At 73.8% G+C, this 25,268-nt stretch carries 19 protein-coding genes; 4 read left to right on the top strand and 15 right to left on the bottom strand.

Features of this window, described 5'->3' with window-relative positions:
* Nucleotides 1-111: 111 nt before the first annotated feature.
* Nucleotides 112-912, bottom strand: a complete 801-nt coding sequence (lipB, locus tag B079_RS0109200) for a lipoyl(octanoyl) transferase LipB (protein ID WP_026248508.1) — start codon at nt 910-912, stop codon at nt 112-114.
* Nucleotides 913-1,177: 265 nt separating this feature from the next.
* Between lipB and B079_RS0109205 the strand changes: the two genes are divergently transcribed.
* The gene (locus tag B079_RS0109205) at nt 1,178-2,644 is read left to right on the top strand and encodes a hypothetical protein (RefSeq protein WP_018545496.1); all 1,467 of its coding nucleotides are present in this window, start codon (nt 1,178-1,180) and stop codon (nt 2,642-2,644) included.
* 55 nt (nt 2,645-2,699) lie between these two features.
* Here the strand turns inward: B079_RS0109205 and B079_RS0109210 are convergent, their stop codons facing one another.
* The 3 genes from B079_RS0109210 to B079_RS0109220 form a co-directional block, all read right to left on the bottom strand.
* Complete coding sequence (locus tag B079_RS0109210; protein ID WP_018545497.1) at nt 2,700-4,076, bottom strand: FAD-dependent oxidoreductase; 1,377 nt, start codon at nt 4,074-4,076, stop codon at nt 2,700-2,702.
* A 149-nt stretch (nt 4,077-4,225) separates the two neighbouring features.
* Nucleotides 4,226-5,122 carry a TIGR01777 family oxidoreductase gene (locus B079_RS0109215; protein WP_026248509.1) on the bottom strand — a complete coding sequence of 299 codons (897 nt, stop codon included), beginning with the start codon at nt 5,120-5,122 and terminating at the stop codon, nt 4,226-4,228.
* Between the two features lie 114 nt (nt 5,123-5,236).
* Nucleotides 5,237-6,430 carry a MarP family serine protease gene (locus B079_RS0109220; protein WP_018545499.1) on the bottom strand — a complete coding sequence of 398 codons (1,194 nt, stop codon included), beginning with the start codon at nt 6,428-6,430 and terminating at the stop codon, nt 5,237-5,239.
* 192 nt (nt 6,431-6,622) lie between these two features.
* On the opposite strand from B079_RS0109220, the gene B079_RS0109225 reads away from it, so the two are divergent.
* Nucleotides 6,623-7,429 carry a peptidoglycan recognition protein gene (locus tag B079_RS0109225; protein ID WP_078495886.1) on the top strand — a complete coding sequence of 269 codons (807 nt, stop codon included), beginning with the start codon at nt 6,623-6,625 and terminating at the stop codon, nt 7,427-7,429.
* Between the two features lie 57 nt (nt 7,430-7,486).
* Here the strand turns inward: B079_RS0109225 and B079_RS0109230 are convergent, their stop codons facing one another.
* The 7 genes from B079_RS0109230 to B079_RS0109260 form a co-directional block, all read right to left on the bottom strand.
* Nucleotides 7,487-8,005, bottom strand: a complete 519-nt coding sequence (locus B079_RS0109230) for a DUF4240 domain-containing protein (protein ID WP_018545501.1) — start codon at nt 8,003-8,005, stop codon at nt 7,487-7,489.
* A 118-nt stretch (nt 8,006-8,123) separates the two neighbouring features.
* Complete coding sequence (gene aceE / locus B079_RS0109235; protein ID WP_018545502.1) at nt 8,124-10,826, bottom strand: pyruvate dehydrogenase (acetyl-transferring), homodimeric type; 2,703 nt, start codon at nt 10,824-10,826, stop codon at nt 8,124-8,126.
* A gap of 241 nt (nt 10,827-11,067) precedes the next feature.
* On the bottom strand, nt 11,068-11,691 hold the full coding sequence (locus tag B079_RS0109240) for a GntR family transcriptional regulator (RefSeq protein WP_018545503.1): 624 nt from the start codon (nt 11,689-11,691) through the stop codon (nt 11,068-11,070).
* 291 nt (nt 11,692-11,982) lie between these two features.
* Nucleotides 11,983-13,809 carry a 2-oxoglutarate dehydrogenase, E2 component, dihydrolipoamide succinyltransferase gene (sucB, locus tag B079_RS0109245; protein ID WP_018545504.1) on the bottom strand — a complete coding sequence of 609 codons (1,827 nt, stop codon included), beginning with the start codon at nt 13,807-13,809 and terminating at the stop codon, nt 11,983-11,985.
* A 62-nt stretch (nt 13,810-13,871) separates the two neighbouring features.
* Nucleotides 13,872-15,260, bottom strand: coding sequence for a dihydrolipoyl dehydrogenase (lpdA, locus tag B079_RS0109250; protein WP_018545505.1), 1,389 nt, complete (start codon nt 15,258-15,260; stop codon nt 13,872-13,874).
* 336 nt (nt 15,261-15,596) lie between these two features.
* A complete protein-coding gene (locus B079_RS0109255) occupies nt 15,597-17,111 on the bottom strand; it encodes a leucyl aminopeptidase (RefSeq protein WP_018545506.1) in 1,515 nt (504 codons plus the stop codon).
* A gap of 275 nt (nt 17,112-17,386) precedes the next feature.
* Nucleotides 17,387-18,190, bottom strand: a complete 804-nt coding sequence (locus tag B079_RS0109260) for an adenosylcobinamide-GDP ribazoletransferase (RefSeq protein ID WP_018545507.1) — start codon at nt 18,188-18,190, stop codon at nt 17,387-17,389.
* A 183-nt stretch (nt 18,191-18,373) separates the two neighbouring features.
* On the opposite strand from B079_RS0109260, the gene B079_RS0109265 reads away from it, so the two are divergent.
* Complete coding sequence (locus tag B079_RS0109265; protein ID WP_018545508.1) at nt 18,374-19,138, top strand: hypothetical protein; 765 nt, start codon at nt 18,374-18,376, stop codon at nt 19,136-19,138.
* Here the strand turns inward: B079_RS0109265 and B079_RS35480 are convergent.
* The 3 genes from B079_RS35480 to cobT all read right to left on the bottom strand — a co-directional run bounded on the left by B079_RS35480 (nt 19,036) and on the right by cobT (nt 22,845).
* Nucleotides 19,036-19,782, bottom strand: a complete 747-nt coding sequence (locus B079_RS35480; RefSeq protein WP_018545509.1) for a hypothetical protein — start codon at nt 19,780-19,782, stop codon at nt 19,036-19,038. The two genes, B079_RS0109265 and B079_RS35480, sit on opposite strands and share 103 nt — an antisense overlap.
* 22 nt (nt 19,783-19,804) lie before the next feature.
* Complete coding sequence (locus tag B079_RS0109275; protein ID WP_078495887.1) at nt 19,805-21,637, bottom strand: phosphatidylglycerol lysyltransferase domain-containing protein; 1,833 nt, start codon at nt 21,635-21,637, stop codon at nt 19,805-19,807.
* A gap of 74 nt (nt 21,638-21,711) precedes the next feature.
* Complete coding sequence (gene cobT / locus B079_RS0109280; protein ID WP_018545511.1) at nt 21,712-22,845, bottom strand: nicotinate-nucleotide--dimethylbenzimidazole phosphoribosyltransferase; 1,134 nt, start codon at nt 22,843-22,845, stop codon at nt 21,712-21,714.
* Between the two features lie 133 nt (nt 22,846-22,978).
* On the opposite strand from cobT, the gene B079_RS0109285 reads away from it, so the two are divergent.
* The gene (locus B079_RS0109285; protein ID WP_018545512.1) at nt 22,979-23,959 is read left to right on the top strand and encodes a class I SAM-dependent methyltransferase; all 981 of its coding nucleotides are present in this window, start codon (nt 22,979-22,981) and stop codon (nt 23,957-23,959) included.
* A gap of 52 nt (nt 23,960-24,011) precedes the next feature.
* On the opposite strand, the gene B079_RS0109290 is transcribed toward B079_RS0109285, so the two are convergent.
* Nucleotides 24,012-25,211 (bottom strand): bifunctional adenosylcobinamide kinase/adenosylcobinamide-phosphate guanylyltransferase, encoded by a 1,200-nt coding sequence (locus tag B079_RS0109290; protein ID WP_018545513.1) that lies wholly within the window; start codon nt 25,209-25,211, stop codon nt 24,012-24,014.
* Nucleotides 25,212-25,268: the final 57 nt, after the last annotated feature.

Here is a 25,268-nt window from a genome sequence, read left to right on the forward strand (position 1 = left end):
TCCCTGCTTGTTGCGAAGTAGTCTTCGATTCTTCGGCGTACACAGAGTACGCCCGTGTGCATTGGGCCCTACGGGTGAGGAAAACCTCGCGGACGCAGGCCGCATTCCCGGTCAGACCGCGGCGGTCTTCTCGATCACCCGGGGCTTGAGGTCCGCGTTCTCCATGACCTCGCGCAGATGCCGCTCGACCACCGGTACGACCTCGGCGATCGTGACGTCCCGGCCCAGCTCGTTCGCGAGCGAGGCCACTCCGGCGTCACGGATGCCGCAGGGGATGATCCGGTCGAACCAGCGGTTGTCCGGGTTCACGTTGAGGGCGAAGCCGTGCATCGTGACGCCCTTGGCGACACGGATGCCGATCGCCGCGATCTTGCGGTCCTCGCGGCGCTGGCCCGCGTTGGAGGGGGCGTACTCCGGACCGTTCATCCGGGGGTCGAACTCCTCGTCGTTCAGCCGGGGGTCGAAGTCCAGGGAGAGGCCGCCGAGCGCGGGGCGCTGCTCGACCGGGTCGCCGAGCACCCAGACCCCGCTGCGGCCCTCGACGCGGGTGGTCTCCAGCCCGAACTCCGCACAGGCGCGGATCAGGGCCTCCTCCAGGCGGCGTACGTGGGCGATCACGTCGACCGGGCGGGGCAGCTTCTGGATCGGGTAGCCCACCAGCTGGCCGGGACCGTGCCAGGTGATCTTGCCGCCCCGGTCCACGTCCACGACCGGGGTGCCGTCGAGCGGGCGCTCGCTGTCCTCGGTGCGGCGGCCCGCCGTGTACACCGGGGGGTGTTCGAGGAGCAGCACGGTGTCGGGGATCTCGTCGGCGAACCGGGCCGCGTGCACCCGGCGCTGCTCGTCCCAGGCCACCTGGTACTCGACGGCGTCCGCGCCGAACCCCATGTGGACGAACCGCAACTCACTCACGGCAAGCGCCTCCCTCAGGCTGCCCCTCGTTTCAGGCCGCCCCTCGTCGGGTCTGTCAGGCGCGTCGGGCGCCCACGCCACTGTACGTCCGGCTCGCACACGTCAGTCCCGCGGGTGATCCTCACACGATCGGATGAATACGCGGCGGAATGTGCGACTACTTGCTCACTCTCCGCTACATTCGCGCCGTTCGTGCGGCCGAAAGGGCTGCTCACAGGCGATCCCGGCACCTCAGGGAGCTGGAAGGCAGGAGACCGCACCACAGATGACGGACCGACCCGCGCAGCGCACCCCCAACCGCCAGCTCGCCGCGCTCATCGCAGAGGCGGGGTTCTCCAACGCGGGTCTGGCCCGGCGCGTCGACCAGCTCGGCCTGGAGCACGGACTCGACCTCAGATACGACAAGACCTCCGTCACCCGCTGGCTGCGCGGACAGCAGCCCCGGGGCACCACGCCCGCGCTCATCGCCGAGGTCTTCACGCGCCGTCTCGGGCGCCGGCTCACCGCGCAGGATCTCGGCCTGGACGCGTGTGCGCCGGTGTACGCCGGGCTCGAGTTCGCGTCCACGCCGGAGGAGGCCGTGGACATCGTCGGCGGACTGTGGCGCAAGGACTCCGGCAGCCATGCCGAGCTGCGCCGGATCGCCTTCACCCCGGCCGGGCTCGTGGTGCCCAGCCGGGACTGGCTGATCGGCAGGCCCGACGACCAGGTGGCCCGCGAACCGGCACCCCGGGTGCCCGCGCAGGGCCGCCACGGCAGCACGCCCGAGCGCATCGAGCCCATGCCCGGCGCACTGCGCCCGCCCGGCCACCCCGACCGCTCCTCCGGGCACCGGGTCACCTCGGGCGACATCGCCGCGCTGCGCTCGGTCGGCGAGCTGTTCCGCACCCTGGACGACCAGTACGGCGGCGGCCACGCCCGCCAGGCCCTGGTGCGCTATCTGGAGCACGAGTGCGAGCCGATGCTGCGCGGGGTCTACTCCGAGCGGACCGGCCGCAGGCTCTTCGGCGCCGCCGCGGACCTCACCCGGCTCGCGGGCTGGACGTCGTACGACATCGCCGCGCACGGGCTCGCCCAGCGCTACTTCGTGCAGGCGCTGCGGCTCGCGCAGGCCGCCGGGGACCGGGCCTACGGCTCGTACGTGCTGGTCACCATGAGCCGTCAGGCCGTCTACCTCGGGCACGGCAGGGAGGCGCTGCAGCTCGCCCGGGTCGCCCAGCAGGGGGTCGGCACCGCGGCGCCCCCGGTCGTCCAGGCGCTGCTGCACGCGGCGGAGGCGCGGGCGCACGCGATGCTCGGGGAGGCGCGGGCGTGCACCACCGCGCTGCTGCGCGCCGAACGCGCCCTGGAGGCCGCCCGGCCCGGCGACGAGGTGCCGTACTGGGCGCGGTTCTTCGACGAGGGCCAGCTCGCGGACGAGCTGGGCCACTGCCACCGGGACCTCCAGCAGTTCCGCGCCGCCGCCCAGCACGCGGAGCGGGCGCTGCGGCTGCGCGGCCCGGCGCACGCCCGCAGCCGTCTGTTCTGCCGGGTGGTGCTCGCCACCGCCCGGCTCGGCCTCGGCGAACTCGACCAGGCGTGCGCGCTGGCCGCCGAGGCGGCGGCCCAGGCGGCGGAGATGCGCTCGGTGCGCGCGCTCGAGTACGTCAAGGACTTCGAGCGCCGCCTGGAGCCGTACCGCGACGCGGCCCCGGCGCGCGGGTACCGGGAGCGGACCGCCGCCCTGGGGTGAGCGGGGCCCCTCGCCGGTCCTGCGCCGCTTGTTGGCTCTACGCCGATTGCCGGTCCTACGCCGCGTGCGGCACCGTCGCCGCCGGGTCGGCCCGGTGCATCGAGCCTTCCGCGCCGAGGTCGGCCAGGAGGGCCGCGGCGGCGCGGTGGGCGGAGTGCAGGGCGCCCTGGACGGTGCCGGAGTCGCGGTGGTCGCCGCACACGTACAGGCCCGCCATCAGGCGCACCGGGCGGCGCGCGTCGTACGGCGGGCGCAGCGCGGGGACGGCCTCGGGGGTGTGGTGCACGGCCAGGGTCTCCCAGCGGTGCGTGGAGGTGCCGTAGAGGCGGCCCAGCTGGATGCGGACCGCGCCGTCCAGCTCGCCGGGGCCCCCGGGCGGGGTGCCGAGCACGGTGGAGGAGATCAGCACGCGTCCGGCGGGCGCCCGGCCCGGGTCCACGGCGCTGAGCACCGCCGTGTGCGCGACCGGGCCGCTCCGGTCGGCGTCGAGCAGCAGCGCGGAGCCGGTGGCGAGCACGGGGGCCGGGTCGTCGGTGGTGTGGTGGACCACGGTCACCGGGTGGAACCCGGGCACGCGCAGACCGGGCAGCAGCTCGGCCGCGGCGCGGGCGCCGGTCGCGAGGAGCACCGCGCGGCAGCGGATCACGCCGTGCTCGGCGGTGGTGACCGAGGTGGTGGACACCGAGGTGACGCGGACGCCGGTGCGTACGGTGCCGGGCGGCAGCGAGCGGGCCAGCCGGTCGGGCAGCGCCTGCGCGCCGCCCTCCGGGAGGCACAGCCGTCCGCTCGCGAAGGCGTGCAGTGCGAGGTCGGCGGCCCGGCTGGAGGTGGTCAGCTCCGGGTCGCACAGCAGGGCGGCGAGCAGCGGGCGCAGGAAGCCCTCGACGGTGCGCGGGGGCAGACCGCGCGCCTGGAGGGCCTGGGCGGCGGGCAGTTCGGGGCGGGCCAGCAGCCGGTCGACGGGCGTGGCGGCGAGCCGGTTCAGCGCGCTGCCGAGCCGCGCCCGGTCCATGGCGCCCCCGGCCGCCCCGCCGGTACGGCTCTCACGGGCGCTGCCCGCACCCCGGGGGGCGCTCGCGAGGGCGCGCGCGATGTGAAGTGCGCCCCGTGCGCCCCCGGTGACCGCCGGAGCGCCCGCCCGGTGCCGGTGCCCGTCGCGGTGCAGCAGGACCCCGGGCGCGAAGCGGCGCAGCGGCAGCGCTTCGAGGCCGGGGGTGGTGCGCAGTTCGGCCCAGGACGTGAACAGCGGCTGGCCGAGCCGGTCGAGCCGGAAGCCGTCGACCTTCTCGGTCGCCATACGGCCGCCGACACACGGCTCTGCCTCCAGGACCGCGGTCGACACTCCAGCACTGGCGAGCCGACGGGCCGCCGCGAGTCCGGCGACCCCGGCTCCCACGACGACGACGTCCACCTGGTACGCGGGCTCAAGCACGAGGCCCCTCCTGTGGTTGCGCGGCCGGTGGAGACGTGATGCCCCCAACAGGCCCCGGGGATACCCGAGTTCGGACCGAGGTTAGGGCTCCGGACGGTCAGGGGCAGTCGCGCATCGACAGGGCACGGTCGCATGGAGGTCGCATACGGTCACTCCGCCGCGCGGATCGCGTCCTCGATCCCGGGGAACGCGAAAGCGAACCCCGACTCCAACAGCCGCGCGGGCACCACCCGTTGACTGCCCAGCACATCCCCGGCCATCTCCCCGAGCACCGTGCGCAGCACCGCCGCCGGGACCGGGAACAGGGTGGGCCGGTGCAGCACGCGCCCCATCGCCTCGGTGATCTCCTGGTTGGTCAGCGGCTCGGGCGCGGTCAGATTGAACGGCCCCGACAGATCCGCACGGTCGATCAGATGCCGGATCGCGGCCACCTCGTCGTGCAGCGCGATGTACGACCAGTACTGCCGCCCGTCCCCGAGCCGCCCGCCGAGCCCCGCCTTGAACAGCGGGAACAGCCGCCCCCACGCCCCGCCTCCGGACGCCACCACCAGACCGGTGCGCACGAACACCGTCCGCACGCCCGCCTCCCGCACCGGCGCCGCGGCCTCCTCCCACTCCTCGCACACCGAGGGCAGAAAGCCGTCACCGGGCGGGGCGCTCTCGTCCGTGATCCGGTCGCCGGTGTCGCCGTAGTAGCCGATCGCGCTGCCGTTCACGAACACCCGGGGCGGCTCCGGCAGCGAGGCGGCGGCCTCCGCGAGCGCCGCCGTGCCAAGCACCCGGCTGTCCCGGATCAGCCGCTTGTACTCCGGCGTCCAGCGCTTGTCCCCGACCCCGGCCCCGGCCAGGTTCACCACCACGTCGCAGCCGCTCAGCCCGGCCGCGTCCACGGTCTGCCGCTCCGGATCCCAGCGCACCTCGTCCGCGCCCCGGGGCTCGTGCCGCACCAGCCGGACCACCTCGTGCCCGTCGGCCCGCAGGGACCGCACCAGGGCACCACCGATCAGACCGGACGCACCGGCCACCGCGATTCGCGCATGCTCCATGCCCCCAGCATGGCCGCCCACCCCCAGGAAACCGGGCAGCACACCTCACCGAACCCACAAGTCGCCGCCGAACGCCCACAGAGGGCCGCTCGACCCGAGGGCCCTTCAGGCGCCCTACGACGTGATCAGGCGGCCGGTGTCCACCGGTACCGTCGCGTTCGCCGCTCGGGTCGCGTCGGCCGAGACCTCCGCCGCCGTGAGGACGTAGCCCGTCTCGGAGTCCGAGGTGGAGCGGGCGAACACCACGCCGTACACCCGCCCGGAGGTGGTCAGCAGCGGGCCGCCGGAGTTGCCCGGGCGGACCGTCGAGCGGATCGAGTAGACCTCGCGGGTGACCGTCCGGTCGTTGTAGATGTTCTGGCCGGTCGCCCGCACCCGGTTCGCCACCGTCGCCGCCTGGAGGTTCAGACCGCCGTCCTGCGGATAGCCCGCGACCACCGCGGAGTCGCCGCGCCGGGCGCCGTCGTCGAAGCGCAGCACCGGCGCGCTCAGCCGGGGCACATAGAGCACCGCCACGTCCTTGTCCGGGTCGAAGAGCACCACCCGCGCCGCGTACGCCGGGCCGACCCCGCCCACCCGCACGGTCGGCTCGTCGATCCCGGCCACCACGTGCGCGTTCGTCATCACCCGGTGCGGCGCGTACACGAACCCGCTGCCCTCGCGGCCCTCGGCGCCCACCGAGCCCTCGATCTTCACCGTGCTCGTCCGGGCCGCCTCCGTCGCCTCCGCCGTCACACTGTCCCCGGTGGGCCTCGCGACCCGCGCCGTGGACTCGTTCTCGAACGGGTTGAAGACCTGCGGGAAACCCGCCTCCGTCAGCGCCGAGGTGGCCCGCGCGAACCACACCGGCGTCGTCTCCGGCATCGTCTCCTGCACCGCGCCGAGCAGCGCCGAGTTCCGGATCGCCGTCGTCAGCGTCTGCGAGGGCGTCGCCGCCAGCACGCTCGCCGCCACCCACGCCACGATCAGCACCGCCACCGAGTTGGCCGCCGCGCCGCCCATCCCGTCCGCGACCCGCAGCGCGCCCCCGCCCGTGCGGTCCATCCGGCTGCGCAGCCGCAGCCCCAGCTGCCCCGCCAGCTCATGCCCCACCACACCCGGCACCAGCACCGTCAGCACCGCGAGCACGGTCGCCGCGGCCGACCCGCGCGTCACCAGACCCGTCACCCAGGGCAGCGCCCAGACACCGACGGCCGCGCCGCCCACGAACCCGGCCAGCGACAGACACCCGGCCACCAGACCGCGCCGGTACCCGGCCGCCGCGTAGACGAGGACCACCAGCACGAGCAGCACGTCGAGCAGGTCCACGAAGCCGCCTTTCTCTCGGACCCCCCAGTACGGTCGGGACACGCCCGCTGATCAGCCGTGCGCGAGCGCCCCCGGCGGGGAAACGGCGCACGTGTGCGTGTACCTCCGGAAACGTCCCGGACGGGGACGATGGTTCCACCGGGTGGCACAGCACACATCGCGGACCGGGCCGGGCGATCCGACGATGGGATCATGCGTGCCACGCGAGGACCGGACGGACAGAGGCGGCGCGTCCGGGTGCCGGGCGCGGTCCTGCTGGTGGTCGGCTGTCTGCCCGCCCTCACCGCCCTGATCGCGGTCCTCGTCCTCGCACGGGGCAGCGAGAGCATCGTCACCCACCACTCCGCCCACCCCCTCACGACCGCCCCCCACGCCCCGGCGCCCCACAACGCGCCCCGCCCGGTGATCGTGCCCCGTTCCGCCTGGCTGGACGCCACCGCCCGGCACGAGCAGCCCGCCCCGCGCTACGACGACAAGGTGATCGCCGTCTTCGTCCACCACACCGACTCGCCCAACGGCTACGACTGCGCGGAGGCCCCGCGCATCATCCGCGACCTGTACGCGGGCCAGACCGGCAGCCGCCACTGGGACGACATCGGCTACAACTTCCTCGTGGACCGCTGCGGCACCGTCTACGAGGGCCGCGCCGGGGGAGAGGACCGCCCCGTCACCGGCGCCCACACCCAGGGCTTCAACCACCGCACCGCAGGGATCGCCGCGCTCGGCACCTTCACCGCAGGAGTCCCCGTCCCGCGCGCCATGACCGACGCCATCGCCGCCGTGGCCGCCTGGAAACTGGGCCTGGCCGACATCGACCCGCGCTCCCGGGTCCGCCTGGTCTCCACCAGCGGACTGAGCCGCTACCAGGCGGGCACGACCGCCACCCTCCCGGCCCTCGCGGGCCACAACGACGGCTACCAGACCACCTGCCCCGGCGCCGCCCTGAGCGCCCGCCTCCCCGAGATCAGGAACACGGCGGCCCGGCTGCAGGGCCGGTGAGCCGGAGACGGGAGGGCCGGAGACCGGAGGGGCGGAGACCGGAGGGGCGGGCACGCCTCACTCCCTGAAGCGTTCCCACAGGACCGGATAGCGCTCCGCCAGCATGCCGTCGTTCTCGAAGTCGAAGGCCGTGCCCGCGGGCTCCGCGGGCGCCGGGGCGAGGCCGAGGTCGGGGGCGACCACGCCGGTCAGCCGCTCGTACGCCTCGTCCGCCGCGTACCCCAGCTCCTCGCCGTCCCCGTCCATCTCCTCGTCGAAGTCCTCAAGGAGTCCCGCCAGCGCGTCCGGATCGTGCAGCGCGCCCTCGAACACCTCCCGGCCCTGGCCGATCAGCCAGCACCGGAAGTAGTCGAAGGCGTCGTCGCTCGCGCCGTCCAGCAGAATCCAGGCCGCGCCCCACAGATCCCAGCGATACGCGCGGTTGTAGCGGGCCTCGAAGTGACGGGCGAAGTCCAGGACCATGTCCGGGTCCAGCTGGAGCAGCCGGTCCACCAGCAGGTCGGCCTGCTCCTCGGGGTCGCCCTCGGCGGCCTCGCGGGTGGCGTCGATCAGCTCCCAGAACTCCGTCTCGTCCATCACGGCACCAGCATCGGGCCTCACACCGCGCCCCGCACGCGGAACGGCACGGTGAACGGGCGGGAAACGGAGAAGGGGCACGGCGTGCTGCCGTACCCCTTCAGCGGACCTCAGAAGGTCACAGCCCGTACTTCTCGCGGGCTTCCTTCACCGCCGTCGCCTTGACCGCACCGCGCTTGGCGAGCTGCGCCAGCGCCGCGACCACGATCGACTCGGCGTCGACACCGAAGTGCCGGCGGGCCGCCGCGCGGGTGTCGGACAGGCCGAAGCCGTCCGCGCCCAGCGAGGACCAGTCCTGGTCGACCCACTGCGCGATCTGGTCCGGGACCTGGCGCATGTAGTCGGAGACCGCGAGGACCGGGCCCTCGGCGCCCTGGAGCGCCCGGCGCACGAACGGCACCCGCTCCTCGCCGCGCAGCAGGGCCGCGTCGGCGTCCATCGCGTCACGGCGCAGCTCGGACCAGGAGGTCGCGGACCACACGTCGGCGGCCACGCCCCACTCCTCGGCGAGCATCCGCTGCGCGTCCAGCGCCCAGTGGATCGCCGTACCCGAGCCGAGCAACTGCATGCGCGGGGCGTTGGCCGGGACGGTCAGGCCCGCGGTCTCCGCCGTGTTGAAGCGGTACAGCCCCTTGACGATGCCCTCGTCGATGCCGGGGACGGACGGCTTGGCGGGCTGCGGCAGCGGCTCGTTGTAGACCGTCAGGTAGTAGAAGACGTCCTGGTCCTCGCCCTCGGCGGCCTCGCCGTACATCCGGCGCAGACCCTCCTTGACGATGGCGGCGACCTCGTAGGCGAACGCCGGGTCGTACGTCAGCGCGGCCGGGTTGGTCGCGGCGATGACCGGGGAGTGGCCGTCGGCGTGCTGCAGGCCCTCGCCCGTCAGGGTCGTACGGCCCGCGGTCGCGCCGACGAGGAAGCCGCGGCCGAGCTGGTCGCCGAGCTGCCACATCTGGTCGGCCGTGCGCTGCCAGCCGAACATCGAGTAGAAGATGTAGAACGGGATCATCGCCTCGCCGTGCGTCGAGTACGCGCTGGACGCGGCGATGAAGTCGGCCATCGAACCGGCCTCGGTGATCCCCTCGTTGAGGATCTGGCCGTTCTTGGCCTCCTTGTAGTACATCAGCTGGTCGCGGTCGACCGGCTCGTACGTCTGGCCCTTGGGCGAGTAGATGCCGAGCGAGGGGAACAGCGACTCCATGCCGAAGGTGCGCGCCTCGTCGGGGACGATCGGCACCCAGCGCTTGCCGGTCTCCTTGTCGCGGACCAGGTCCTTGACCAGGCGGACGAACGCCATGGTGGTCGCCACGTTCTGCGAGCCGGAGCCCTTGTCGAAGGAGGCGAACGCCTTGTCGGCCGGGGCGGGCAGCGCGGGCAGCGGCTGGGTGCGGCGGGCCGGGGCCGGGCCGCCGAGGGCCGCGCGGCGCTCCTGGAGGTAGCGGACCTCGGGGGAGTCGGCGCCCGGGTGGCCGTAGGGCACCTGGCCGTCGGCGAAGGCGCTGTCCGGGATCGGCAGCTCAAGGAGGTCGCGCATCGCCTTGAACTCGTCCACCGAGAGCTTCTTCATCTGGTGGTTGGCGTTCTTGGAGGCGAAGCCCGGGCCGAGGGTGTGGCCCTTGACCGTCTGGGCCAGGATCACGGTCGGCGCGCCCTTGTGCTCGACGGCCGCCTTGTACGCGGCGTAGACCTTGCGGGCCTCGTGGCCGCCGCGCGAGAGGTGGAAGCACTCGAGGATCTTGTCGTCGCTCAGCAGCTTCGCCATCTCCACCAGCGCCGGGTCGGCGCCGAAGAAGTCCTGGCGGATATAGGCCGCGTCACGCGTCTGGTACGTCTGGATCTGGGCGTCCGGCACCTGGCGCAGACGGCGGACCAGCGCGCCCGTGGTGTCCAGCTGGAACAGCTCGTCCCAGGCGGTGCCCCACAGCGTCTTGATGACGTTCCAGCCCGCGCCCCGGAACTGGGCCTCCAGCTCCTGCACGATCTTGAAGTTCGCGCGGACCGGGCCGTCCAGGCGCTGCAGGTTGCAGTTGATGACGAAGGTGAGGTTGTCCAGCTCCTCACGGGCGGCGAGCGCGAGGGCCGCCGTCGACTCCGGCTCGTCCATCTCGCCGTCACCGAGGAACGCCCACACGTGCGAGGCGGAGACGTCCTTGATGCCGCGGTTGGTCAGGTAGCGGTTGAACCGCGCCTGGTAGATCGCGGAGAGCGGGCCGAGGCCCATCGAGACCGTCGGGAACTCCCACAGCCAGGGCAGCCGACGCGGGTGCGGGTAGGAGGGCAGACCGTTGCCGCCCGCCTCCTGGCGGAAGTGGTCGAGCTGGGTCTCGGTGAGACGGCCGTCGAGGAAGGCGCGGGCGTAGATGCCGGGGGAGGCGTGGCCCTGGATGTAGAGCTGGTCGCCGGAGCCGTCCCCCTCCTTGCCCTTGAAGAAGTGGTTGAAGCCGGTCTCGTACAGCCACGCGGCGGAGGCGAAGGTGGCGATGTGGCCGCCGACGCCGTATTTGCTGCCCCGGGTGACCATCGCCGCCGCGTTCCAGCGGTTCCAGGCGGTGATCCGGGCCTCCAGCGCGGCGTCACCGGGGATGCCCGGCTCGGCGGCGGTGGGGATGGTGTTGAGGTAGTCGGTCTCGACGAGCTTCGGCAGCCCGATGCCGTCCGCCTCGGCGCGCTCCAGCGTGCGCCGCATCAGGTACGCGGCGCGATGCGGGCCCGCTTCCCTGGCGACGGCGTCCAGGGAGGCCCGCCACTCGGCGGTCTCCTCGGCGTCGCGGTCCGGGAGCTGGTCGAGCGCGCTCTGCTGGATGGCGTTGGGGTCGGTCATGTCGCCGCCTTCCTCAGTCGAAGGGGGTGCTCTCATGGTGGAGAGCTCGGGGGTGCCCTTGGTCTTTGGCAGGACAGGGCCGTCGAGGACTGTAACTCCCTGATCGATGATCGATCAAAGGTTTGGGGGTGAAAACCCCGCCATTGCACGAAAGTAGGCACCCGGTGTCTTTTGGACAGGCACCCGGTGCCGTGTTTTTGCGGGTTTTCGTGCCCGTTTCCGCAGGTGAGCGGAGTACGGCTCAAGCGCGGGGCGCGCAGCCCAGCACGTGCGCCTTCACCAGCTCGGCGATCCGGGGGTCGCGACGCTTGAACGCCTCCACCAGCTCCTCGTGCTCCTCCGCGTACGACTGCTGGACGGTGCCCAGCCAGCGGATCGACAGCGCGGTGAAGACCTCGATGCCCAGGCCCTCCCAGGTGTGCAGCAGCACGGAGTTGCCCGCGGCGCGGACCAGCTCGCGGTGGAAGCCGACGGTATGGCGGACCTGGCCGGTGCCGTCTGCGGCCTGGTCGGCCTCGTACAGGGCGGCTACGTGGGGCTCCAGGGCTGAACAGTCCGTTGCCAGGGTCTCGGCTGCCAGCTCCGCCGCGATGGCCTCCAGGCCCGCCCTGACGGGGTAGCTCTCCTCCAGGTCGGCTGCCGTCAGGTTGCGTACGCGGACGCCCTTGTTCGGGGCGGATTCGATCAGGCGCAGGGTCTCCAGTTCGCGGAGTGCTTCGCGGACCGGGGTCTGGCTGACCTCCAGTTCCGTGGCGATACGGCGTTCCACGATGCGCTCGCCCGGTTGCCAGCGGCCGCTGACGATGCCCTCCACGATGTGCTCGCGGATCTGTTCGCGCAGCGAGTGGATTACGGGCGCGGTCATTCTGGGCTCCTTCGCGAGGCGGCTCTACGACGATAAGGGGGCGTCCCTTGGCTGTGGCGGGTATAGGGGTGCTTTTGCCCAGGTGAGACGAGTTGCACAGGGTGTTTTCGACGCGGGAGGGCTCGGGGGGTTCTGGATTTGGGCGGATGCGGGCGCGTTGTGGTTGATCGCGCAGTTCCCCGCGCCCCTTCAGGGAGTTGCCATGGCCCGGCGCCGACAAGCTCAGGCTTCTCCAGGAACGGCGAAGCCCCCCTGTCTTTCGACAGAGGGGCTTCGCCACAGGCCAGGGAGTTACAGGCCGAGTTCTACCTCGAACTCGCCCGCTTCCAGGATCTGCTTGACCGTCGTCAGGTAGCGGGCCGCGTCGGCGCCGTCGACCAGGCGGTGGTCGTAGGAGAGGGTCAGGTAGGTCATGTCGCGGACGGCGATGACCGTGCCCTCCTCCGTCTCCAGGACGGCCGGGCGCTTGACCGTGGCGCCGATGCCGAGGATCGCGACCTGGCCCGGCGGCACGATGATCGTGTCGAACAGGGCACCGCGCGAACCGGTGTTGGAGATGGTGAAGGTCGCGCCGGACAGCTCGTCCGGAGTGATCTTGTTGGCGCGGACCTTGCCCGCCAGCTCGGCCGTCGCCTTGGCGATGCCCGCGATGTTGAGGTCACCGGCGTGCTTGATGACCGGGGTCATCAGGCCCTTCTCCGAGTCCACCGCGATACCGACGTTCTCGGTGTCGAAGTAGGTGATCGTGCCCTCGGCCTCGTTGATCTTGGCGTTGATGACCGGGTGGGCCTTCAGCGCCTGCGCGGCGGCCTTGACGAAGAACGGCATCGGCGAGAGCTTGACGCCCTCGCGGGCGGCGAAGGAGTCCTTCGCCTTGCCGCGCAGCTTCATCAGACGCGTGACGTCGACCTCGACGACCGAGGAGAGCTGGGCCTGCTCCTGGAGCGCCTTGACCATGTTGTCGCCGATGACCTTGCGGATGCGGGTCATCTTGACGGTCTGGCCGCGCAGCGGGGAGACCTCGAGCGCCGGGGCCTTCTTCGCGGCGGCCGGAGCGGCGGCAGCGGCCGGAGCCGGAGCGGCGGCGGCCTTCGCGGCCTCGGCGGCGGCGAGGACGTCCTGCTTGCGGATACGGCCGCCGACACCGGTGCCCTTGACACCGGCCAGGTCGACGCCGTTCTCCGCGGCGAGCTTGCGCACCAGCGGGGTCACGTAGGCGCCCTCGTCGGTCGCCTGGGTGGCGGTCGGGGAGGTGGGCGCGGTGGCCGGGGTCACCGGAGCCGGGGCGGCCGGAGCGGCCGGGGCCACCGGGGCCGGGGCGGCAGCGGCGGGCGCGGCCGGAGCGGCGGGGGCAGCGGCGGCGGGCGCGGCGGGAGCCGGAGCCGGAGCGGCCGGAGCCGCGGGGGCGGCCGGGGCCGGAGCGGCGGCAGCCGGGGCGGCGGGCGCGGCGGGGGCAGCGGCGGCCGGAGCCGGAGCGGCGGCCGGGGCGGCACCGGCGACGCCGATGACGGCGAGCTTGGCGCCGACCTCGGCGGTCTCGTCCTCGCCGACCACGATCTCCAGCAGGGTGCCCGAGACGGGCGCCGGGATCTCGGTGTCGACCTTGTCGGTGGAGACCTCGAGCAGCGGCTCGTCGGCCTCGACCGAGTCGCCGACCGACTTCAGCCAGCGGGTGACGGTGCCCTCGGTGACGGACTCACCGAGCGCGGGCAGCACCACGTCGGTGCCCTGGGCTCCACCGGACTGCGCGGCGGGCGCCTCGGCGGCCGGAGCGGGGGCGGGGGCGGCCGGGGCCTCGGCGACGGGCGCCGGGGCGGGCTCGGCGGCCGGGGCCGGAGCCTCGGCGGCGGCGGGGGCCGGGGCAGCGGCGGGGGCGCCGGAGCCGTCGTCGATCAGGGCCAGCTCGGCACCGACCTCGACGGTCTCGTCCTCGGCGACCTTGATCGAGGCCAGCACACCGGAGACGGGCGAGGGGATCTCGGTGTCGACCTTGTCGGTCGACACCTCGAGCAGCGGCTCGTCGGCCTCGACGCGCTCGCCCTCGGCCTTCAGCCAGCGGGTGACAGTGCCCTCGGTGACGCTCTCACCGAGCGCCGGAAGGGTTACGGAAACCGCCATGGTTTCGGTTGCTCCTTAAGGAATTGCGGAAGTCTGTGTCGTCGCGCCCGAGGGCCGATGGCTCAGTCGTGGGCGTGCAGCGGCTTGCCGGCCAGCGCCAGGTGCGCCTCGCCGAGCGCCTCGTTCTGCGTCGGGTGGGCGTGGATGAGCTGGGCGACCTCGGCCGGCAGCGCCTCCCAGTTGTAGATCAGCTGGGCCTCGCCGACCTGCTCGCCCATGCGGTCGCCGACCATGTGGACGCCGACCACGGCACCGTCCTTGACCTGGACGAGCTTGATCTCGCCCGCGGTCTTGAGGATCTTGCTCTTGCCGTTGCCCGCCAGGCTGTACTTCAGAGCGACGACCTTGTCCGCGCCGTAGATCTCCTTGGCCTTGGCCTCGGTGATGCCCACGGAGGCGACCTCCGGGTGGCAGTACGTCACACGGGGGACACCGTCGTAGTCGATCGGGACGGTCTTCAGACCGGCCAGGCGCTCCGCCACCAGGATGCCCTCGGCGAAGCCGACGTGCGCGAGCTGGAGGGTCGGGACGAGGTCACCGACGGCCGAGATGGTCGGCACGTTGGTGCGCATGTACTCGTCGACCAGGACGTAGCCGCGGTCCATCGCGACGCCCTGCTCCTCGTAGCCCAGGCCCTGCGACACCGGGCCGCGGCCGACGGCGACCAGCAGGACCTCGGCCTCGAACTCCTTGCCGTCGGCGAGGGTGACCTTGACGCCGTCCTGGGTGTACTCGGCCTTCTCGAAGAAGGTGCCGAGGTTGAACTTGATGCCGCGCTTGCGGAAGGCGCGCTCAAGGAGCTTGGAGGAGTTCTCGTCCTCGACCGGCACCAGGTGCTTCAGACCCTCGATGACGGTCACGTCGGCGCCGAAGGACTTCCAGGCCGAGGCGAACTCGACGCCGATGACACCGCCGCCGAGGATGATCGCGGACTTGGGCACGCGGTCCAGGACGAGGGCGTGGTCGGAGGAGATGATCCGGTCGCCGTCGATCTCCAGGCCCGGCAGCGACTTCGGCACGGAGCCGGTCGCGAGCAGGACGTGACGGCCCTGGATCCGCTGGCCGTTGACGTCCACGGAGGTGGGGGAGGACAGGCGGCCCTCGCCCTCGATGTACGTCACCTTGCGGGAGGCGATCAGACCCTGGAGGCCCTTGTAGAGGCCCGAGATCACGTCGTCCTTGTACTTGTGGACGGCCGGGACGTCGATGCCCTCGAAGGTGGCCTTCACACCGAACTGCTCGCTCTCGCGGGCCTGGTCGGCGATCTCACCCGCGTGCAGCAGGGCCTTGGTGGGGATGCAGCCCCGGTGCAGGCAGGTGCCGCCGACCTTGTCCTTCTCGATCAGGGCGACGTCCAGGCCCAGCTGCGCTCCGCGCAGGGCCGCGGCGTACCCACCGCTGCCACCGCCGAGGATCACTAGGTCGAAAACGGTGCTGGCGTCGTTCGCCACGTCACGTCCTCCATGCATGTGCGCCGTACGCCGGTCGTCGGTGACCGGCAGGCGGCTGGTGTCCGGCCGCTTGATGCTTCGGCCCTCGGGTGGGGCCCTGTCCTGCCGGGCTCCATCTTTGCACTTGTCCGGGGTGGTCCATACGCCGGGCCGGGGTGTGAGACGTCCCACGTCCGCTCCGGCACCACCGCGGGCAAAAGGGGCGCGTGGCCGCGTCGATGCGCGGCCACGCGCCCCTCGGGTCCATCGACACCGCCCTCACCTGGGGCGGAGCGGTGTCAGAGGTGGTGCGAGGGGCGCGATACGGAACCGCGCCCCCTGCTCCGGCGGGCGATGTCAGCCCAGGTCGCCGTCGGCGGTCAGCTCAGCGAGCCGAACCAGCGTGCGGACCGCGGAACCGGTGCCGCCCTTCGGGGTGTAGCCGAAGGGGCCGCTCTCGTTGAAGGCCGGGCCCGCGATGTCCAGGTGCGCCCAGGTGATGCCCTCGCCGACGAACTCGCGCAGGAACAGACCGGCGACCAGGCCGCCGCCCATCCGCTCACCCATGTTGGCGATGTCCGCGACGGGGGAGTCCATGCCCTTGCGCAGGTGCTCGGGGAGCGGCATCTGCCAGGCCGGCTCGCCGACCTCCTCGGCCACGTCGTGCAGCGAGGCGCGGAAGGCGTCGTCGTTCGCCATGATGCCGAAGGTGCGGTTGCCGAGCGCCAGCACCATGGCGCCGGTCAGCGTGGCCACGTCCACGATCGCGTCCGGCTCCTCGGCCGAGGCGGCCCACAGCGCGTCCGCGAGGACCAGACGGCCCTCGGCGTCGGTGTTGAGCACCTCGACGGTCTTGCCGCTGTACATGCGCAGCACGTCGCCCGGGCGGACGGCGGAGCCCGACGGCATGTTCTCGGCGAGCGCCAGCCAGCCGGTCACGTTGACCTTCAGGCCGAGGCGGGCGGCGGAGACGACCGCGGCGAACACGGCGGCGGCACCGGCCATGTCGCACTTCATCGTCTCGTTGTGCCCGGCGGGCTTGAGCGAGATGCCGCCCGAGTCGTAGGTGATGCCCTTGCCGACGAAGGCGAGGTGCTTGTCGGCCTCGGGGTGGGTGTAGGCCAGCTTGACCAGGCGCGGGGTGGCGGCGGAGCCCCCGCCGACGCCCATGATGCCGCCGTAGCCGCCCTCGACCAGGGCCGCGTCGTCGAGTACTTCGATCTGGAGGCCGTGCTCGTCGGCGGCGGCGCGCGCGAGGGCCGCGAAGGCGGCGGGGTCGAGGTCGTTCGGCGGGGTGTTGACCAGGTCGCGGGCGCGGTTCAGCTCCTCGCTCACCGCGACGGCGCGGGCGAGCGCCGCGTCGTGGTCGTCGCCACCGGCGGTCAGGACGACGGCCTCGGCCAGCGGGGCGTTCTTCGCCTCGCCGTCCTCGGTCTTCTCCTTGTACGCGTCGAAGGCGTAGGCGCCGAGCAGCGCGCCCTCGGCGATCGCGGCGACGGCACCGGGGCCGTCCACGGGCAGCGCGAACGCGGCCTTCCCGGTCCCGGCGAGGCCGCGCGCGGCCACACCGGCGGCGCGGCGCAGGGTCTCGGCGTCGAACCCGTCCTCCGCCTCGGGCTCGGCGCCCAGGCCCACCGCCACCAGGAGGGGGGCCTCGAAGCCCGCCGGGGCGGGCAGCTTGGTCAGCTCGCCCTCGGCGCCCGAGGCACCAAGGGTCTCCAGGACGCCGGACAGCGCGCCGTCGTACGCCTCGACGACGGACTCGGCGCCGGGCGCCACGACGGGGCCCGCGCCGGCCTTGGCGACACCGATCACGATCGCGTCGGCGCTCAGGCCGGGCGCCGCTTCGGTGCTGAGAGTCAGAGCAGTCACGGTGGTGAAATCTCGCTTCCGATGTGAAGTTGCAGTGGCCGTTTGCGTTCCTCGGCCGCCCGGTGGGGCGGCCTCACACAAGGGGTGGGTCGACCGGGCCCGAGAACCGACCCTAGGTCCAGCGCTGGACCGTTTCGGCAACCGGGGTCTCCACCCCGTCGGCGAGCACCCGCCACGAGACTACGCGCGTGCACGCGTTCGCTCATTCCTTCGAGTGGTCGCCCGAACGTGGTCCTCTCGTGGTCTGCGGACAACTCCGCGCGTGTACAGGGGGGTTACCCCGCACCGCCCAGCGCGAGGACGATCAGGGCCGTCGTCGCCGCCGTCTCCGCGAGGGCGCCGAAGACGTCCCCGGTGACGCCGCCGAAGCGCCGCAGGCAGTGGCGCAGCAGGAGTTCGGCGGCGCCGAGGGCGAACAGGACGGCCAGCGCCGCGTGGACGGCACCCCCCGCGCCGAGGACCGCGCCGCAAGCCGCCGCGAGCAGCGCCCACCCCGCCACGGCCACCGCCGCGACCGGCACCGGGACCACCCCGGCGACCGCCGCCCCCAGCCCCTCCGGGCGGGCGCCCTGTACCCCGGCGCGGGCGGCCAGGGTGAGCGCGAGGCGGGCCGCGAGCGCCGAGACGAGCGCGGCCACCGCGCCCCGGGTCCAGGACGTGCCGTAGAGCTGGGCCAGGACGGCCACCTGGGCGAGCAGCACCAGGAGCAGGGTGAGCACGCCGAACGGCCCGATGTCCGACCGCTTCATGATCCGCAGCGCGTCCTCGGCGGGCCTGCCGCTGCCGAGCCCGTCGGCCGTGTCGGCGAGCCCGTCCAGGTGCAGACCCCGCGTCAGCACGGCCGGTACGGCCACCGAGGCGACGGCGGCGAGCAGCGGACCGGCGCCGAGCGCCAGGAGCAGCAGCCCGAGCGCCGCCGCGCCGACCCCGACGGCCAGCCCGGCCACGGGGGCGCACACCATGCCCGCGCGCGCCGCCTCGCGGTCCCAGCGGCGGACCCGTACGGGCAGCACGGTGAGGGTGCCGAAGGCGAAGCGGAGTCCGTCGAGCGGGGCGGGGGCGGCGGGGGTCTCGGGCATCGGCGCAGGGTACCGGGCGGGCGCGGGGCCGGTCACCGGGGCCGTCGCCGGGCGGGCGCGAGGGTGGTCGCGGGGCCGGTCACGGGGCAGTCGCCGGGCGGTCGCCGAGGTGGTCGCAAGGGCCGTACCCCCGGGCGCCCGGCCCGGGCCGCCACCCCCGGACAACGGGGATAAAGTGCGCGCATGGGGCACTGGTGGGAGCGGAACATCCTGGAACCGGGCAAGCTTCCGCTGCTGCTGGCCCTCGCCGCCTTCGTGCTCACCTTCCTCGTCACCCGGATCGTCACCCGCCTGATCCGCGCCGGGAAGGGGCCGTTCGGCAACGTCAGCGCGGGCGGGCTGCACATCCATCACGTGGTGCCCGGGGTCGTCCTCACCGTCATCGGCGGATTCGGCGCCGTCGCCAGTGACCGGCACGGCTTCGGAGGTGCGATCGCGGCCGTGATCTTCGGGATCGGCGCGGGGCTGGTGCTCGACGAGTTCGCGCTGATCCTGCATCTGGACGACGTCTACTGGAGCGCCGAGGGCCGCAAGAGCGTCGAGGTCGTCGTGCTCACCGCCGCCCTGGTCGGACTGCTGCTCGCCGGGTTCTCCCCGTTCGGCGTCAACGACCTCACCCAGGACGAACTCCAGGACCGGGGCGGGGTCATCGCCACCATCGCGGTCAACTTCCTCTTCTCGCTGGTCGCGCTCAGCAAGGGCAAGGCCCGCGTCGCGATCTTCGGCGCCATCGTGCCCCTGCTCGCGCTCGCGGGCGCGCTCCGGCTGGCCCGGCCCACCTCCCCGTGGGCCCGCCGGTTCTACGTCCACCGCCCCCGCGCCCGCGCCCGTGCCCTGCTGCGCGCCTACCGCCACGACCGCCGCTGGGCCGGACCCCGACGAGCGGTCCAGGACTGGATCGGCGGCAGACCCGACCCCCTCCCGGCCCGCCTCCCCGGGCGCGACTGACACGGCGTCCGGCCCCCGCACCGGCCGCGCACCGCCGACACCGCGCACAGCGCGCCCGTCGCCAGCAGTGCGGCCAGGTGCTCCTTGCCCGCCAGGTTGTCCTTGGCCAGCACCTCGGCCACTATCGCCACCGGCACCAGGACCGCCGTCGTACGGGCGCCGTAGCGGGCCGCCACGAACACCGCGAGGCCGACCACGGCCGCCGACGGGCCGGTGTCCACCACCAGGGCGTCGGAGGCGGGCAGGCCGAGCGGGGAGTGCGGGCCGAGGGCGATGCCGAGGCGGGCGTAGAGCGTCCCGGCGAGGGTGGCGGCGTAGGCCACGGTGAGGGTCCGCAGACGGCCGAGGCAGATCTCCGCGATGCCGAACACGCACAGGATCTGCGCCAGCGCGCCCCACACCGGCAGGTCGAGCGCGGGCACGAAGAGGGAGAGCGGGGTGCGCAGCAGGGCCAGCCACCAGGGGTCCTGGGCGCGCACCGCGCCCGCCGCCTCCACCGCGCGGAAGCCCCAGGGCTGGTTCTGGACGTACTGGAGCAGTGCGGTCAGGGACACCGCCGCGAGCGTCATCGGGATCGCGGGCGGCCCGCCCCGCGCGCGCAGGGCGCCGTACAGCGGCCCCCACTCGGCGCGGGCCCACCGCACCGCCCGGCTCACCTGCGGGCCCTCACCGGTGGGTCTCCAGGTGTCTGCGGTGCAGCCACTTGGGCAGCCCCGGCGCCTCCAGGAAGCCCTCCGCGCGGGCCGAGGCGAGCGCGATACGGGGCAGGTCCGCGCTCTTCTCGAAGAGCAGGAAGCGCGGCTCCCAGATCGGGCGGTACTTGGCGTTGGCCCGGTACAGCGACTCGATCTGCCACCAGCGCGAGAAGAAGCTCAGCAGCGACCGCCACAGCCGCAGCACCGGGCCCGCGCCGAGCCGTGATCCTCGCTCGAACACCGAGCGGAACATGGCGAAGTTGAGGGAGACCTGCGTGACCCCGAACTCCCGGGCCCCGTGCAGCAGATCGATGACCATGAACTCCATCAGCCCGTTGTCGGAGTCCCGGTCACGGCGCATCAGGTCCAGCGAGAGCCCGCCCGGACCCCACGGCACGAAGGACAGCAGCGCCCGCAGCCGCCCCTCGGCGTCCACGCACTCCAGCATCACGCACCGGCCGTCCCCGGGGTCGCCGAGCCGCCCGAGCGCCATGCTGAAGCCGCGCTCGGTGGCGCCGTCGCGCCAGTCGTCGGCCCGCTTCACGAGGTACGCCATCTCGTCGGCCGGGATGTCCTCGTGGCGCCGTACCCGCACCCGGTACCCGGCCCGCCGCACCCGGTTGTACGCCTGGCGGACCGTGCGCATCGCGCGGCCCTCCAGGGTGAAGTCGGCGACCTCCACGATCGCCTCGTCGCCCAGTTCCAGCGCGTCCAGGCCGTGCCGGGCGTAGACCGTCCCGGCCTCCTCGCCCGCGCCCATCACCGCCGGGATCCAGCCGTGCGCCCGTGCCTCGGCCAGCCAGGGCGCGATGGCCCCGGGCCACGCCTCCGGGTCGCCCAGCGGATCGCCCGAGGCGAGACTGACCCCGCCCACCACGCGGTAGGCGACGGCCGCCTTGCCGGTCGGGGACCACACCACGCTCTTCTCCCGGCGCAGCGCGAAGTAGCCGAGCGAGTCGCGCTCACCGTGCCGGCCGAGGAGTTCCCGCAGCCGCTTCTCGTCGCCCTCGGTGAGCGGGTCGACCGCGCGCCGGGAGCGGAACGCGGCGTAGAGGACGGCCAGCAGCAGGGCGGTGCTGAGCACGTTGATGCTGACGTTCGCCCAGTTGGGCGGGTCGATGCCGGGGAAGCTGGACTCCTCGGCGGCGACCGAGATCAGCCGCAGGGTGCCGTACTGCCAGCGCTCCAGGAAGGTCGAACTCGCCGCGTCCGGCGCCTCGTTGGTGACCGTCACCAGCAGCCCGGCGAGCAGCGAGGCGGCCAGTCCGCCCCCGCCGGCCACGGTCGCGGCGAGGCGGGGGTTGGAGCGGTCGCCCTTGGCGTAGAACTCCCGGCGCCCGACGAGCAGCGCGGCGACGAAGGCGGCCGTGAGGACCAGCGAGACCCAGTTCTGCACGGAGCCGTGGATCTCCGGGAACACCATGGCGAAGGCGAACAGCGCGAGGAACGCCCCGCTGAGCACCAGGTTCAGGATCCACGCCGCCCGCTTGCGCCGCCGCATGGTGATCGCGAGGAACGCGGTGAACACCCCGGAGGCGAAGCCCGCCGTCAGCAGGTACGGCGTGAACAGGTTCTCCTGGTTGTGGCGGCGTACGTCCTGGCCCAGCGACACCCACACCGCGCTGAGGAAGTTGACGAAGGCGACGGCCCGCAGATACCAGACCGCGCACGCGGCGGCCCGGCGGGACCGCCCACCGGAGTGCCGCCCGGCTTCGGACTGCCGCCCGTCCTCGGACCGCTGCCCGGTCTCGGACCGCCGCCCGGCCTCGGCCTGCGGCTCCACGGCGATTCGGGCATCTCCCATGACGGGTGATCATATGGGCGCCCATGCCGCGAAACGCGCTCATCGGCGGGTGGCAGCCGACGGCGGCCCGGGGTTCACTCCTCGGGCCGCGCGCTCTCCTGAGCCGCGCTCTCCTCGGCCCCGGCCTCGTCGGTCCCGGCTTCTTCAGCCCCGGCCTCCTCGGCCTTGGCCTCCGGCAGCTCGGCCGCGAGCGCGGCGGCGGCCCGCACCAGCGGCAGCGCGAGCAGCGCGCCCACGCCCTCCCCGACCCGTACGCCCTGGTCGAGCAGCGGCTCCAGGGCCATCCGGTCCAGCGCCTTGGCCTGGCCCGGCTCACCGCTGACGTGGCCCGCGAGCCACCAGTCCGGCGCGCGGAAGGCGACGCGCTGGGCGACCAGCGCGCACGCGGTGGCCACCACGCCGTCCAGGATCACCGGCAGCTTGCGCACCGCGCTCTGGAGCAGGAACCCGGTCATCGCGGCCAGGTCCGCGCCGCCCACCGTCGCGAGCAGCTGGAGCTGGTCCCCGAGCACCGGCCGGGCCCGGCGCAGCGCGTCGCGGATCGCCGCGCACTTGCGCATCCACGCCAGGTCGTCGATCGCGAGGCCGCCGCGCCCGGTCACCACCGAGGCGTCGGTGCCGCACAGCGCCGCGATGAGCACCGCCGCGGCCGTCGTACCGCCCACGCTCAGATCCCCGAGCACCACCAGATCCGTGCCCGAGTCCGCCTCCTCGTCGGCGACGGCCACGCCCGCCCGGAAGGCCGCCTCGGCCTCGTCCAGGGTCAGCGCGTCCTCGATGTCGATCCGGCCGCTGCCGCGCCGCACCCGGTGCCGTACGACCTCCGCCGGGAAGGCGTCCGGCTCGCAGTCCACGGAGAGGTCCACGACGCGGACCGGTACGTCGAGACGGCGGGCCAGCACCGCCACCGGGCTCGCCCCCTCCAGCACGCCCCGCACCAGCTCCTGGGCGCTGCCCGCCGGGCGGCCCGAGACATCAAGCTGGGCGACACCGTGGTCACCGGCGAAGAGCACCACGCGCGGTCGCTCGATCTGCCGCACCGGCACGGTGCCCCGCGCCGCCGCCAGCCACTCGCCCAGCTCGTCCAGGCGCCCGAGCGAACCGGGCCGCACGGCCAGCCGCTCCCGGCGGGCCTCGGCCGCACGGCGTACGGCGCCGTCCGGGCGCTCGATCAGATCGGAGAACTCGTCCAGATCAATCCTGCTCATTCGCGGAACAGTACCGTCCACGCCCCGCCGTCTCCGCGCCACACCGCAAGCCCGTCACCGGCACGTCGTTGCGCCCAAGATCGGTATCCCATACGTTCCGGTTTACCGCGAATTGCCGTACAGGGAGCCGCCCATGCAGCCCTCGTCATCCGCCCCGCAGTCCACCGACGGGTTCTCCGGACCGCTGCGCGCGGACTGCCCCTGGTGCGGCTCCCCGAGGCTGCGCACCCGGCTGCGCGCCCCCGACCCGCTGCGGGAGCGCCCCGGCGTCTTCGGGCTCGACGAGTGCGCCGACTGCGCCCACACCTTCCAGAACCCCCGGCTCGCCGCCGCCGACCTCGCCGCCTGCGAGAAGGACGCCTGCGAGCGGCATCTGGACCAGATCGCCGCCCGGGTGCTGTCCCCGCGTGCGGTCCACCGCCGTCACCGTGCCACCGCCCGCGCCCTGACCGGCCTCGGCGACCCCGAGAGCTGGCTCGACGTGGGCACCGGACACGGCCGCTTCCCCGAGGCCGCCCAGGAGTTCTTCCCCTACACCAGCTTCGACGGCCTCGACCCCACCGCCCGCGTCGAGAAGGCCCGCGCCGCCGGGCGCATCGAGGAGGCCCACCGGGGCTTCCTCACCACCCCGGGCGTCACGGACCGGCTGCGCGCCCGCTACGACGTGGTCAGCATGTTCCACCACCTGGAACACGTCCCCGACCCGCGCGCCGAACTGCGCGCCGCCCTCACGGTGTTGCGCCCCGGCGGCCATCTCGTCCTCGAAGTCCCGGACCCGGCCAGCGCGTTCGCCGCGCTGCTCGGCAAGTGGTGGCTCCCGCACGGCCAGCCGCGCCACCTCCATCTGCCCCCGCTCGCCAACCTCCGCGCCGAACTGGCCGAACGGGGCTGCGCGATCGTCAGCACCGACCGGGCCGCCGCCCATCTGCCGTACGACCTCACGGCCGCGCTCTCCCTGGCGCTCGCCCACGTCCCGCCGCCCCTGCGCAGAGCCACGGCCCCGGCGCTGACGGCCGCCGCCGGGGCCGAGCTGCTGCTCTCCCCGCTGACCCGGCGCACCCGCTTCGCCAACGCCTGCCGGGTGGTGGCCCGCAAGGAGGGCACCTCGGGCTGACCCCGGCCGCCTCCTGGCTGACTCCCGGCCGACTTCCGGCCGACCCCGGGGGCTATCCCCGCAGGACCAGCGCCTGCCCCGCCACCACAAGGAGCACCTGCTCGCACTCGGCCGCGAACGCCGCGTTCAGACGGCCGAGTTCGTCGCGGTAGCGGCGCCCGGAGGCGGTGGCCGGGACGATGCCCGAGCCCACCTCGTTCGACACCGCCACCACCGTGCGCCGCGCGTCCCGCACCGCCGCCACCAGCTCCCGCACCCGTTCCCGCAGCGCCTTCTCGCCGCCGTCCGCCCACTCCGCGTCGTCCCACGCCCCGACCGCGTCCATCGCGTCCGTCAGCCACAGCGACAGACAGTCGATCAGCACCGGCGGCCCCTCCTCGGCCAGCACCGGCACCAGGTCCGTCGTCTCCGTCGTACGCCACGACCCCGGCCGCCGCTCGCGGTGCGCCACGACCCGCTGGGCCCACTCGGAGTCGCCGCCGCGCGTGCCGCCGGTGGCGACGTACAGCACGTCAGGGAACGCCTCCAGGCGGCGCTCCGCCTCCACCGACTTGCCCGAGCGGGCGCCGCCGAGCACCAGCGTCCGGCGGGGCACGTCCGGCACCTCCTCGTACGCCCCCACGACCAGCGTCGTCCCGTCCGGCACCGCACGCGCCCCGGCCGCCGCGAGCCGCCGCGCGACCTCCGCGCCCTGCGGCACGTCGTGGTCGAGATGGACGGCCACCACGTCCGTCGTCGGTCCGACCGCCCCGGCCGCGCGCAGCCGGGCCAGCGCGTCCGGGCGGCCCATCACGTCGGCAAGGACCAGGTGGTACGCCCGGGTGGGGGCTTCGAGCCCCGCCGGGAACCCGCCCGGCGGCAGATACAGCAGCCGCTGCCCGTCAGGGCCCGTCACCGCGTACCCGGTGCCGCCCGCGTCCATCGCGAGGGCCCGCACCCGGTGCCCGGTCAGCAGGGTCAGCTCACGGCCGTCCGGCACCCGCACCGGCTGCGGCAGCCCGGCGGGCACCTCCACGGCGGGTCCGTCGTGCGGATGGGAGAGCAGCACCTGGCGCACCCCGCCCAGGGAGTGTCCCGCGCGCGCCGCCGCGAAGGCCGCGCCGGGGGTGAGGTCGAGCAGCAGCGCGCCGTCCACGAGCAGCGCGGTCGCCGCCCGCGCGTCGGGGCCGAGGGCCAGCGCGCACACGGCACAGGGGCAGTCGGGCCGGGGCAGCCCCGGCGGGGCACCGGTGCCGAGCAGAGTCACGTCCACGGACCGATTTTCACCCGGCCCCGCGGCTCCCGCGCCCCGGTGCCCCCGAAGGCGCGG

Source organism: Streptomyces sp. LaPpAH-108, from assembly GCF_000373625.1.
In the GTDB taxonomy this organism is placed as follows: domain Bacteria; phylum Actinomycetota; class Actinomycetes; order Streptomycetales; family Streptomycetaceae; genus Streptomyces.